The following is an 11,568-nucleotide window of genomic DNA, read 5'->3' as shown; positions in this document are numbered from 1 at the left end:
GCTTTTCACCGGAACAGCCCCGGGGATGCCTTTTGGGAGGCTTTATAAATTGGCTGGTTATCCAAATAACTTATACGTTATAAAGTGATTTTGAGTGTATCGGCCCGGAGACCAACCCGCAGGGCTTCCAGGGCCAGGACTTCGTTGGGGGGGATGTTGCCCAGGTTGACGTTGGGGCCAAAGCGCAGGATCAATTCTTCCTGCTGGTTCTTGCGCGGCGCTTCCCAGATTAGCACGCGGGGATCGCCGATGCCGCAAAGCAGTTCCTCCAGTTCCTCCTGGATGAACCGCCCCTGGCCATCATAAAGGCCCACGTTGATACCCGACTCCCGGCCTTCCAGGATGACCCGGTAAGCCCCGTGCTGGAGATCCCGGCGGATCTGCTCTACTAAATGCTGGACTGAGTGGTGTTCCTCATTCTTTTTGCCAACTTCCGTTAATACCTTAAAACCCAGATCGGCGGCCCGGGCAATGGCTTTTTCCCTTATCTCGTGGGGCAGGGTGATCGTGCCGTCGGATACTTCGATGGCTGTAAAGCCAATGGTTTTGGCCAGGTACAGGTACTCCTCAATTTTTCCCTGTAGTATGGCCACCTCAAAGAATGTTCCCCCGGGGTAGATATCTATGCCAAAGGACTTGACGAGATGAACTTTTTCCTCTAACACCTCCGGAGCGTATAAAGCGGGAGTACCGAATCCCAGCTTGAAGAAATCAATGTATTGACCGCATACATGCAAGATGTCCTTTGTTTCCACCAGGCCCAGGCCCTTGTCAATGATCATGGTCAAGCCCTGCTGCCGCGGTTTTTCCAGTCTCTTACCCAGGGGAAAGCTAAGGAATGCCTGCCATGTCCGGGTACCCTCCTGTTCGCTCATGCTCTCAAGCTCCTTTCGCGGATGGCAATGCACCTGTTTTTGCAGGTGCTTTGTCGGACACCTCCTTCCCAGGCCCGCAAAAGTTAGCCATTCATAGAAATATTACCGCGGGGAGGGAAAGGTTACCCTGGTAAAACTGCCAATGGTATCCACTAGAGGTCATGGTCCCCGTTCATCCGGGGGATTCCAGGGCTTGTGCGCGGCCAGTCCATAGGCCGGTTGGGGGGTATAAAGAGCGGGGCGATTTTTTTCTTCCGTCGCCGTGGGTGCTTTCATGTCCCTTACCCGGATCAAAAAAGCGGCCAGCAGAGCAGTAACCCCCGCCAGGGCTGCCATGCTCCAAAACATGAAGGGCAGGCCGTAACCCATTAACAGGCCGAAAAGGGGAGGACCCAGGGCTACACCCACGAACCGTACACCGCCGTACAGCGAAGTGACCAGACCCCGCCTTTCCGTGGCCGTGGAGCTGGTAATAATGGTGTTCAGGCAGGGGAGGGTCAGGCCGGTACCGATGCCGGCCAGGGAAATGGCGATAAAAAATAGATAGGTGGTGCGATAAAAACCTATCATGGTTAAAGCCCCGCCAATCAAGGCCAGACCTCCCACCACCAGCCATTTCATTAATGCCAGGCGCTTTTTAATGATCCGGCCGGTGAGGTAAGAAGTTGTACTCATAAATAGAACCGGTATGGCAAGAGCCCCGCCTTTGCGCACTCCGTTTAGCCGGAAAATCGTTTCCAGGTGTTCGGAGAGAAAAAATAACACTCCGAAAAGAATGAGTAACGCTGCAGCCCCACCCAGAAAGGAAGTAAGCAGCATAGCGGATTTTTTCTCAAAAATCCGGGCGATGGATTTTAAATACTGGTTTACACTTTGTGCCTGCCGGTTGCTTTCCGGCTCTTTGATCAGGAACCATAGCCCCAGTACCACTGGAATAACCACCAGGGGGAAAAAAAGAAATGTGGCATACCAGGTGATGAGTCCCAACAAGGCCCCTAGAATGGGGCTTACCACCTTGCCCAGGCCGTTGGCGGCTTCGATGATGCCCAGAGCGATGCCCCGCTGCTTACCGGTGAAAAGGTCCCCGGTAAGGGCCATGGCAATGGGGGCAGTCCCGGCCGCGCCGATGCCCTGCAAAATGCGCCCCCCGAGAATGGCTGGATAAGCCAGATTTTTCAGGAAAATGGCCGCCAGGCCGGCTACTATGCCGCCCAGACCGTAAAGGATCAGCGCCGGCGCAATTACATTTTTGCGGCCAAAGCGGTCGGACAAAAAGCCGGCCAGCGGAATGACAATTCCGGCGGGGATGGAAAAGAGAGTGATCAACAGACTGACCTTAAACTGGGTGAGGTGCAGTGTTTCCTTGATGGCGGGCAGCACCGGGATGAGCATGGAATTGCCCAAAACCATAATAAAGGGCACCCCACTTAAGGCAGCCAGCACCAGGGTATTTTTTTGCGGCTTCATGACTATCCCATCCTTTCGCCAAAAGTTTTCCCTGCCTCCAACCTCGCCTATGCATTTATCCATGCCGCCGGGCATATGAAATTTTAGTAAAAACCGGCAGGAGGGATTTTATGTTTCTGTTCCTGGACCGCATCGTTTTAAGTATGGCTCTTTTACGGCTGCTCTCTTCATCCATTGAATTTAGCGCGGCCATATTAATGTTGCACTTTAACCGGGTGGAAACGGCTTTTAAAATAAATAGTCTTTTGGCCCTTGTGGGTCCAACAGTACTGCTTACAACTACCAGCCTGGGACTGGTGGGCTTGGCGGGTAAAGTTTCCCCTTCCAGCATGGCCATTATCCTGCTGGGAGTCGCCCTGATCTTTATCGGTGTTAACCGGATGTAGCAGTTTTTTTAGTTTATCACTGTCAAGCGTCAGTGACTTTGTCAGTGAAATTCGTCAGTGAAAATGTCACTCAGACACATTACTTATCTCATTCATCTGGGCTAAGAAAATGTCACTCCTGGTTTTTAATAAGGCGGCGGTCTTGACAGCCACCCCTCACGTGGTTAAGTTAAAAATGCCGACGGGGCGGCTCCGGGGAACATGCAACAAAGACGTAGCACACCCCCGTCAGGTAGTCCATTGTACCACGTGAGGGGTCCCCGGCTATCAAGACTCCCCTTCGGCGCCGCCAGGGGAAGGCCTCAGGGGCTCATCAAAGAACATGCTAAAAACTGACGCCATGATTGATCTGACTTGATTTCCATGGCTTGCGCCATGGGTGGTCGGGGGCTGGTTTTCTGCCCATAGACTGCCCGCCCTTTTTCCCAGCTTCTTTATTCTTCGGTGACAAGGAACTCGCCGGAATCGGTTCAAGGGGGTAAATGTGGCCGTTCCAGCCAACAAAGAGACTGCCGTCAGCGAGCCTGTGCACCTCCACCACCGTGCGCAAAGGAATGACCGGAACACCTTTGGTATTCACCACCCTGTAGGTCTGTTTCTGGTACTGAATGGTGTAGCCAGGGTTCAAAACCCGGCGCTCCTTCCAGCAAAAGACGTGCTCCAAACGCAAATGGGCAGGAACGGGGCGAAAGGCAGACGCAGAGCTTTCCGGGGGTACCGCAAACTGTTTATTGCCACTGTCCCGAAACAAACAAGCGTCGCGAGATGGCTTTCGGGGGATTTGAAAAGGACCGGGGAACCTTGAAATATCGCTGTCCTGCCCGGCACTACGGGGTGAAGTGCCGGGGAATGGAGCAGTGTTCCGCAAGGGGTGGAGTACGTATTCCTCTGGCAGAGGACCGGCGGGTCTTCACGCCCTTAGCGCGGTCCAGTTACAAATGGAAGACAACCTATAAGAAGCGTACGGCCGTGGAAAGGGTAAATGCCCGTTTGGATGAAGTCTATGGATTTGAAAAGCATTTTATCCGGGGTTTGAAAAAGATGAAGCTGCGTTGTGCACTGGCCCTGATGGTGATGCTGGCGATGGCCGTAGGCCGGCTACGACAAAAACAAGGAATAAATTTGAGAAGCCTGGTAAAGGCGGCCTGAGAAGGACCAATCGGAAAAATTACACTACGGGAAGGGCACCCCCCCAAGGGGGTGTTAGGGTAAGTATGCCCTTTGACAGGGGTGGTAAAGGATATATAAGCCACTTGTCCCAATATAAGGTTATTCTCCCTGTCCTATGCCTTGGAAAACGTCCATGTCTGGTATGGGCGTTAGCCTCCCAGAGGGCAAAAATGTTTACAACGCAAATAGCTCCTTTAGTTTATCACTTGACATTTGGCGTGGATTTTTGTATCCTCATAAGGAGTGACAATAAAAGCCCTTGAAGTCGGTCCCGTGAGGCCGGCAAGGAACATAGGACATGGGAGTAAAGCGTTGACTATGCCTGCTTGCCGGTGGCAAGCAGGTATTTTTATGGGCAAGAGGGGGAAGGGTAATGAAATACAAGGCCCAGATCCTGGATAAAGAGGGAATCCGGCGGGCACTAACCCGGATAGCCCACGAAATTATTGAGCGCAATAAGGGAACGGAGGGTCTGGCCCTGATCGGCATCCGCCGGAGGGGGGTGCCCCTGGCGGAAAGGCTGGCGGCGAAGATCCTGGAAATTGAAGGCAGCACCGTCCCGGTAGGCACCCTGGACATCACCCTGTACCGGGATGACCTGCCCACCCTGGATCAGCAACCACTGGTGCACCGTACGGAAGTGCCGTTTCCCGTTTCGGATAAAAAAATTGTGCTGGTGGATGATGTAATATACACCGGACGCACCATCCGGGCGGCCCTGGATGCCCTTATGGACCTGGGCCGGCCCCGGGTGATTCAACTGGCGGTCCTCGTTGACCGGGGCCACCGGGAACTACCCATCCGGGCCGATTACGTGGGTAAAAACGTTCCCACTTCCAGGCGGGAAGTGGTCGCGGTGCGGTTGCAGGAAACCGACGGTGAAGAAAGGGTGCTCATTTTAGAAAAAGATTAAATGCTCCGGTGCCGTCTTTTAAGCAACGGTCCAGAGAGGCCGGCAAGGAGGGCACGCCCAGCGCTTGCCGGCCTCGTTCCGGGACTTATACCGGGCGGGGCTTTATTTTTAGGTGATGCGGAGGCTTGGCATGATGAACTGGAAGCGCAAGGACCTTCTCGGCCTGCAAAACCTGTCGGCGGAAGAAATAAAACTGATCCTTGATACGGCCGTGCCCATGAAGGAGATCCTGGGGCGCGCCATTAAAAAGGTGCCCACCTTAAGAGGGCGGACGGTGGTGACGTTGTTTTACGAACCCAGCACCCGCACCCGTACCTCCTTTGAGCTGGCCGCCAAGTATTTAAGTGCCGATAGCGTGAACATTTCAACCTCTACCAGTAGCGTGGTCAAGGGAGAAACCCTCAAGGACACTGCCCGGACGCTGGCGGCCATGGGCGCCGACGTGGTCATCCTGCGCCACCCCATGGCCGGGGCGCCAAACCTGCTGGCCCGCACCATCCGGGCGGCGGTAATTAACGCCGGGGATGGTGCCCATGAGCATCCCACCCAGGCCCTCCTGGACCTGTTTACCGTGCGGGAGAAAAAGGGAGGGCTGGCGGGACTCAACGTGGCCATTATCGGGGACATTTTGCACAGCCGGGTGGCCCGGTCCAACATCTGGGGTTTTACCAAAATGGGCGCCCGGGTGCGGATTTGTGGTCCCGCTACCATGATCCCTCCCGAGATAGAAGCCACCGGCGTCCAGGTGTGTACGCGTATAGAGGAGGCCCTGGACGGCGCCGACGTGGTGATGATGCTGCGCATCCAGCTTGAAAGACAGCAGCGGGGCCTTTTTCCCAGCATCAGGGAATACGCCCGTTTATTCGGTCTCAACCGGGAAAGACTGGCCCTGGCCCGTTCCGGTGCCCTGGTCATGCACCCCGGGCCAATAAACCGGGGGGTGGAAATAGCCCCGGAGGTGGCCGACGGGATTAACTCAGTGATTAACGAACAGGTTACCAACGGGGTGGCCGTGCGCATGGCTCTACTGTACCTGCTGAGTGGAGGGGGGATGCCGGATGCATAAACTGCTCATCAAGGGCGGCCGGGTGATTGACCCCCAGGCCGGGGAGATGATTCCCGCTGACATTCTTATTGTAGAAGGGAAAATTGCCGCCGTCGGTCCCGGTCTGGAACCGGGGGAAGGTGCTGTAATGGATGTTGCTGGCAAACTGGTTGCTCCAGGTTTAATCGACATGCATGTTCATTTCCGGGAACCGGGCTTTGAGGCCAAGGAAACCATTACCTCGGGCAGCCGGGCGGCGGCCCGGGGGGGCTTTACCGCTGTAGCCTGTATGCCCAACACTAATCCGGTAGCTGATAACCGGGCGGTTATTTCCTACATCAAGGCCAGGGCAAAGGAAGCGGGCCTAGTCAAAGTTTACCCCATCGGAGCCCTCACCCGGGGCAGCCGGGGTGAAGAGTTGACGGAAATGGCCGATTTGAAGGAAGCCGGTGCGGTAGCCCTCTCCGATGACGGCCGGCCGGTGGCCAGTGCGGCGGTAATGCGCCGGGCCATGCAGTATGCCCGGATGGTGGGGCTGCCCGTTATTTCCCACTGCGAGGAACCAACCCTGTCTGCCGGCGGTGTGATGCATGAAGGTTACATGTCTACCGTTTTGGGACTGCCGGGCATCCCGGCTGCGGCCGAAGAAATTATGGTCGCCCGGGATATCATTCTGTCCGAGTACACCGGTTGTCCCCTGCACATCGCCCACGTCAGCACCGCCGGTTCAGTGCGCCTAATCCGCGAGGCCAAGGCCCGGGGAGTGCCGGTGACGGCCGAGGTTACTCCCCATCATTTCACTCTTACCGACCGGGCGGTGGCTGATTATGATACCAGCACCAAGGTCAACCCTCCCCTTCGTACGGAGGAGGATGTGGCGGCGTTGAAAGAAGCTCTGGCTGACGGCACCATTGACGTCATTGCCACCGACCACGCCCCCCATACGCTGGAGGAAAAAGACGTGGAATACCAGATGGCTCCCTTTGGCCTGGTGGGCCTGGAAACCGCGCTGGGACTGGTCTGGACGGAACTGGTGATACCGGGTGTCTTAAGCCCGGTGGAGGCCATCCGCAAGCTGACGGTGAACCCCGCCCGCATCCTGGGCCTCCGGGAAGGGGTGATCAAGGTGGGGGCTGATGCCGATATAACCATCATCGATCCGCAGCTGACCGAAGTGGTGGATCCGGCTGCCTTTGCAAGCAAAGGGCGGAACACCCCCTTTGCCGGCAGGAGCTTGCAGGGCCTCCCCGTAGCCACCATCGTCAGAGGCCAGGTAGTTTATAACCGTAACCTGGCGGTGATAGCCTGAACGGGGCGCGACCGGCTAGTGGAATAATGTCATATAACCACCAGAATGCGAGGTGTTACGATGATGCAGGCCATACTAGCACTCGAAGACGGAACCGTGTTTACCGGCCGGGCCTTTGGGGCCAGGGGGGAAAGATGGGGAGAAGTGGTCTTCAATACCGCCATGACCGGTTACCAGGAAATCCTCACCGACCCTTCTTATTGCGGCCAGATTGTGGTGATGACTTATCCCTTGATTGGAAACTACGGCATCAACCGGGAGGATTTCGAAGCGAAAAAGTCCTATGTACGTGGCTTTGTGGTGCGGGAGGAGTGCGACCGTCCCAGCAACTGGCGGGCCAGCTACCGCCTGTCTGACTTCCTGGCCCGGGAAGGGGTGGTGGGCATTTCCGGTATCGACACCCGCGCCTTAACCCGCCACCTGCGCAACCAGGGGACCATGCGGGGAGTCCTGAGCACCGAATGCAACGATCCCGCCCTCCTGGTGGAAAAGGCCAAACAATGCCCCCACCTGACCGGGCAGGAGCTGGTACCCGAGGTGGCCACAAAGGAAATCTATACCCTGGAAGGTAAAGGGTACCGGGTAGTCTTGATAGATCTGGGTTCCAAACTGAATATAATCCGGCACCTGCGGGAGCGGGATTGCGAGGTAGTGGTGGTGCCTCCTACTACTACGGCCCGGGAAATTCTGGCCTTGCATCCCGACGGCATCCTGTTGTCCAACGGTCCCGGCGACCCGGTGGATGTTCCCTACGCCATCCGGACCACCAGGGAACTGATCGGGAAGCGACCCATGTTTGGCATTTGCCTGGGCCACCAGGTGATCGCCCTGGCCCTGGGGGCCAAGACTTATAAGATGAAATTTGGCCACAGGGGGGCCAACCACCCGGTAAAGGATCTGGCTACGGGCAAGGTGTACATCACCTCCCAGAACCACGGGTTTGCGGTGGATGCCGATTCCCTGGCCGGTTTACCCGTGGAAGTCTGCCACCAGAACCTGAACGACGGTACGGTGGAGGGCATCAGGCACAAGCACCTGCCGCTTTTCTCGGTACAGTATCACCCCGAGGCCTCCCCGGGCCCGCGGGAATCAGCCTATCTATTTGACCAGTTCATTGATTTAATGCATCGGGGGTAGGGAAAGCATGCCGTTGAAAAAGGAACTGCGCAAGGTAATGGTCATCGGCTCCGGGCCCATCGTTATCGGCCAGGCGGCGGAATTTGACTACGCCGGGACCCAGGCCTGCCGCGCTTTGCGGGAAGAGGGTCTGGAAGTGGTGCTGGTAAACAGCAACCCGGCTACCATCATGACCGATGCCAACATGGCCGACCGGGTATATATCGAACCTTTAACGCCTGAGTTTGTTGCCCGGGTCATCCGCAAGGAGAAACCGGACGGCCTTTTGCCCAGCCTGGGCGGCCAGGTGGGTCTGAACATGGCCCTGCAGCTGGCCAACGCGGGGGTGCTGGAGGCCGAGGGGGTGCAGCTTTTGGGCACGCCCCTGGAAGCCATCCGCCGGGCCGAGGACCGGGAAGAATTCAAGAACACCATGGAACGCATTGGCGAGCCTATTCCCGAAAGCACCATTGTGGAAAGCGTTGATGAAGCGGTGGCCTTCGCCCGGGAAATCGGCTTTCCCCTGGTGGTCCGCCCGGCTTATACCCTGGGGGGTACCGGCGGGGGCATGGTCTATGACATGGACGAGCTGAAGGCCACGGTCACCAGGGGCTTAAAGGCCAGCATTATTCACCAGGTGCTCGTGGAAAGGGGTCTGGTGGGCTGGAAGGAAATCGAGTTTGAGGTGATGCGGGACAGCGCCGACAACTGCATCATCATCTGCAGCATGGAAAATATCGACCCCATGGGCATTCATACCGGGGACAGCATTGTGGTTGCTCCCGTGCAAACTTTGAGTGACAAGGAATTCCAGATGCTGCGCACCGCCTCCCTGAACATCATTCGGGCTTTGGGGGTGGAGGGGGGCTGCAATGTGCAATTTGCCATGGATCCCAACAGCTACAAATATTATGTAATTGAGGTCAACCCCCGGGTATCCCGTTCTTCGGCCCTGGCCTCCAAGGCTACCGGTTACCCCATCGCCAAGGTGTCCAGCAAGGTTGCCGTGGGGTTGACCCTGGACGAGATTAAAAACGCGGTTACCGGTAAAACCTATGCCTGCTTTGAACCTTCCATAGACTACGTGGTGTTGAAATTCCCCCGCTGGCCCTTTGACAAATTTGCCCTGGCCGACCGCACCCTGGGCACCCAGATGAAGGCCACCGGGGAAGTTATGGCCATAGACCGGACCCTGGAAGGCGCCCTGTTAAAGGCGGTACGCTCCCTGGAAATCGGCCTGGCGGGTCTTCTGGTCCCGGAGATGGAACAGTTGAGCGATGAAGAGATTGAAACCAAGCTGTCCCGGGCTGAGGACATGCGCCTGTTTGTGGTGGCCGAGGCTTTGCGCCGGGGGATGCTTGTGGACAGGGTCCGGGCCTTAACGGGCATTGACCGCTTTTTCCTGGACAAGATCCAAAACATTGTGCAGCTGGAACAGAAGATCCGCCGCCAGGGACCGGCGGCCTTAACGCCGGACCTTTTGCGCCGGGCCAAGGAAATTGGTTTTGCCGACGCCTACCTGGCCCAGATCACCGGCCAGGACGAGGCCAAAATAAGGGCCCTGCGGGAGGATTGCGGAATCAAGCCCGTCTATAAAATGGTGGATACCTGTTCGGCAGAATTTGAGGCCGTTACCCCTTACTACTATTCCTGTTACGATCATGAGGACGAAGCGCAAAACACCGCTGTACGCAAAGTGGTGGTCCTGGGCTCGGGGCCCATTCGTATCGGGCAGGGTATTGAGTTCGACTACTGCTCGGTTCACTCGGTGTGGGCGCTGCGGGAAGAGGGCGTAAAAGCGATCATCATTAACAACAACCCGGAGACGGTCAGCACCGACTTTGATACCGCCGACCGGCTCTATTTTGAGCCCCTCGTTTTTGAAGACGTCTTGAACATCCTGAAGAAGGAACGTCCCGAGGGGGTAATTGTCCAGTTTGGCGGCCAGACGGCCATCAACCTGGCCGTTCCCCTGGCCAAAGCCGGCATCCCCATTTTAGGTACGGCGGTGGAGGATATCGACCGGGCGGAAGACCGGGAGCGTTTCGATCAACTGCTCGTGGAACTGGGTATTCCAAAACCGCCGGGGAGGACGGCTTTTTCCGTGGGCGAAGCAGTGGACATCGCCCGGGAAATAGGTTTCCCTGTCCTGGTCAGGCCCTCCTATGTTCTAGGTGGTCGGGCCATGGAGATTGTCTATAACCATGAAGAACTGCTCAACTACATGGCCAATGCGGTCAGGGTTACCCCCGAGCACCCGGTGCTGGTGGATAAGTACCTGCAGGGCGAGGAGCTGGAAGTAGATGCCATAGCCGACGGGGAGGCTGTGTTGATCCCGGGGATCATGAAGCATGTCGAGCGGGCCGGCGTTCATTCCGGGGATAGCATAGCCGTCTACCCGGCCAACAAGATCACCCCGGAAGTAAAGGCTCAGCTGGTGGACTACACCACCCGGTTGGCCCGGGCTTTAAACGTGCGGGGGATGATCAACATCCAGTACGTGCTTTACAACGGACAGGTCTACGTGCTGGAAGTCAACCCGCGGGCCAGCCGCACGGTGCCTTATATGAGCAAAATCACCGGCATTCCCATGGTCAACCTGGCCACGAAAGCAATTCTGGGCCGCAAGTTAAAGGAGCTGGGTTACAGCGGCGGACTTTACCCGGAAAGCCGGTATTTCGGAGTCAAGGCTCCGGTATTCAGCTTTGCCAAATTGCTTCAGGTAGATATCTCCCTGGGGCCGGAAATGAAATCCACCGGGGAGGTAATGGGGGTGGACAGCAGTTATCCAGCGTCTCTTTATAAGGCCCTAGTGGCCGCCGGTTACCACATCCCCCGGAACGGTACCATCCTGGCCACCATTGCCGATAAAGACAAAAAAGAGGCCCTGCCCCTTTTAAAGAGCCTGGCCGGTTTAGGCTACACCATTTGTGCCACCGCCGGGACGGCGGCCTTCTTGCGGGAGAACGGTCTGGAAGTGGAGCGGGTGAACAAGGTGCGAGAAGGTTCCCCCCATATCGTGGATCTCATCCGGGCAGGGAAGATCCATCTGGTCATCAACACCCTTACCCGGGGTAAGGCACCGGAACGGGACGGTTTCCGCATCCGCCGGGCAGCGGTGGAACACGGCGTCCCCTGCCTGACCTCCCTGGATACCGCCCGGGCCATCCTGGAAGTGCTTATCTCCATCCAGGAAGGCGCGGATATGGACCTGGCTCCCATCCAGCAGCTGGCTCATTGAACCAATTAACCCCGGGCGCACTACCCGGGGTTTTTCCGCTTTCTTT

Annotated in this window: 10 protein-coding genes; 7 read left to right on the top strand and 3 right to left on the bottom strand. The window is 56.8% G+C overall.

Features of this window, described 5'->3' with window-relative positions; all coding sequences use genetic code 11:
- Positions 1–77: 77 nt before the first annotated feature.
- On the bottom strand, positions 78–875 hold the full coding sequence (gene comA / locus J2Z49_RS04590) for a phosphosulfolactate synthase (RefSeq protein ID WP_307400242.1): 798 nt from the start codon (positions 873–875) through the stop codon (positions 78–80).
- A gap of 159 nt (positions 876–1,034) precedes the next feature.
- Positions 1,035–2,342: an MFS transporter gene (locus J2Z49_RS04585; protein WP_307400348.1), complete on the bottom strand. Its 1,308-nt coding sequence runs from the start codon at positions 2,340–2,342 to the stop codon at positions 1,035–1,037.
- Positions 2,343–2,452: 110 nt separating this feature from the next.
- Here J2Z49_RS04585 and J2Z49_RS04580 point away from each other — a divergent pair, with 110 nt between their 5' ends.
- A complete protein-coding gene (locus J2Z49_RS04580) occupies positions 2,453–2,728 on the top strand; it encodes a YqhV family protein (RefSeq protein ID WP_307400241.1) in 276 nt (91 codons plus the stop codon).
- 325 nt (positions 2,729–3,053) lie between these two features.
- Here the strand turns inward: J2Z49_RS04580 and J2Z49_RS04575 are convergent, their stop codons facing one another.
- Positions 3,054–3,356: a hypothetical protein gene (locus J2Z49_RS04575; RefSeq protein WP_307400239.1), complete on the bottom strand. Its 303-nt coding sequence runs from the start codon at positions 3,354–3,356 to the stop codon at positions 3,054–3,056.
- Positions 3,357–3,493: 137 nt separating this feature from the next.
- Between J2Z49_RS04575 and J2Z49_RS04570 the strand changes: the two genes are divergently transcribed.
- The 6 genes from J2Z49_RS04570 to carB all read left to right on the top strand — a co-directional run bounded on the left by J2Z49_RS04570 (position 3,494) and on the right by carB (position 11,522).
- Positions 3,494–3,877, top strand: coding sequence for a transposase (locus J2Z49_RS04570; RefSeq protein ID WP_307400237.1), 384 nt, complete (start codon positions 3,494–3,496; stop codon positions 3,875–3,877).
- Positions 3,878–4,271: 394 nt separating this feature from the next.
- On the top strand, positions 4,272–4,811 hold the full coding sequence (gene pyrR / locus J2Z49_RS04565; protein WP_307400236.1) for a bifunctional pyr operon transcriptional regulator/uracil phosphoribosyltransferase PyrR: 540 nt from the start codon (positions 4,272–4,274) through the stop codon (positions 4,809–4,811).
- Between the two features lie 133 nt (positions 4,812–4,944).
- Positions 4,945–5,877, top strand: a complete 933-nt coding sequence (locus J2Z49_RS04560; RefSeq protein WP_307400346.1) for an aspartate carbamoyltransferase catalytic subunit — start codon at positions 4,945–4,947, stop codon at positions 5,875–5,877.
- Positions 5,870–7,165, top strand: a complete 1,296-nt coding sequence (locus J2Z49_RS04555) for a dihydroorotase (RefSeq protein ID WP_307400234.1) — start codon at positions 5,870–5,872, stop codon at positions 7,163–7,165. Before J2Z49_RS04560 ends, J2Z49_RS04555 begins: the two co-directional genes overlap by 8 nt.
- A gap of 63 nt (positions 7,166–7,228) precedes the next feature.
- Positions 7,229–8,302 carry a glutamine-hydrolyzing carbamoyl-phosphate synthase small subunit gene (carA, locus tag J2Z49_RS04550; RefSeq protein ID WP_307400344.1) on the top strand — a complete coding sequence of 358 codons (1,074 nt, stop codon included), beginning with the start codon at positions 7,229–7,231 and terminating at the stop codon, positions 8,300–8,302.
- 7 nt (positions 8,303–8,309) lie between these two features.
- A complete protein-coding gene (gene carB, locus J2Z49_RS04545) occupies positions 8,310–11,522 on the top strand; it encodes a carbamoyl-phosphate synthase large subunit (RefSeq protein ID WP_307400232.1) in 3,213 nt (1,070 codons plus the stop codon).
- Positions 11,523–11,568 lie beyond the last annotated feature (46 nt).

Origin of the sequence: Desulfofundulus luciae, from assembly GCF_030813795.1 — a bacterium.
GTDB classification, from domain to species: Bacteria; Bacillota; Desulfotomaculia; order Desulfotomaculales; family Desulfovirgulaceae; genus Desulfofundulus; species Desulfofundulus luciae.
The sequence above is the reverse complement of the archived record's forward strand: the minus strand, read 5'-3'. Positions and strand labels throughout refer to the sequence as shown.

Coding starts and splice junctions, on each gene's coding strand:
- comA (WP_307400242.1), bottom strand. CDS start 875: ATGAGCGAACAGGAGGGTACCCGGACATGGCAGGCATTCCTTAGCTTT.
- J2Z49_RS04585 (WP_307400348.1), bottom strand. CDS start 2,342: ATGAAGCCGCAAAAAAATACCCTGGTGCTGGCTGCCTTAAGTGGGGTG.
- J2Z49_RS04580 (WP_307400241.1), top strand. CDS start 2,453: ATGTTTCTGTTCCTGGACCGCATCGTTTTAAGTATGGCTCTTTTACGG.
- J2Z49_RS04570 (WP_307400237.1), top strand. CDS start 3,494: ATGGCTTTCGGGGGATTTGAAAAGGACCGGGGAACCTTGAAATATCGC.
- pyrR (WP_307400236.1), top strand. CDS start 4,272: ATGAAATACAAGGCCCAGATCCTGGATAAAGAGGGAATCCGGCGGGCA.
- J2Z49_RS04560 (WP_307400346.1), top strand. CDS start 4,945: ATGAACTGGAAGCGCAAGGACCTTCTCGGCCTGCAAAACCTGTCGGCG.
- J2Z49_RS04555 (WP_307400234.1), top strand. CDS start 5,870: ATGCATAAACTGCTCATCAAGGGCGGCCGGGTGATTGACCCCCAGGCC.
- carA (WP_307400344.1), top strand. CDS start 7,229: ATGCAGGCCATACTAGCACTCGAAGACGGAACCGTGTTTACCGGCCGG.
- carB (WP_307400232.1), top strand. CDS start 8,310: ATGCCGTTGAAAAAGGAACTGCGCAAGGTAATGGTCATCGGCTCCGGG.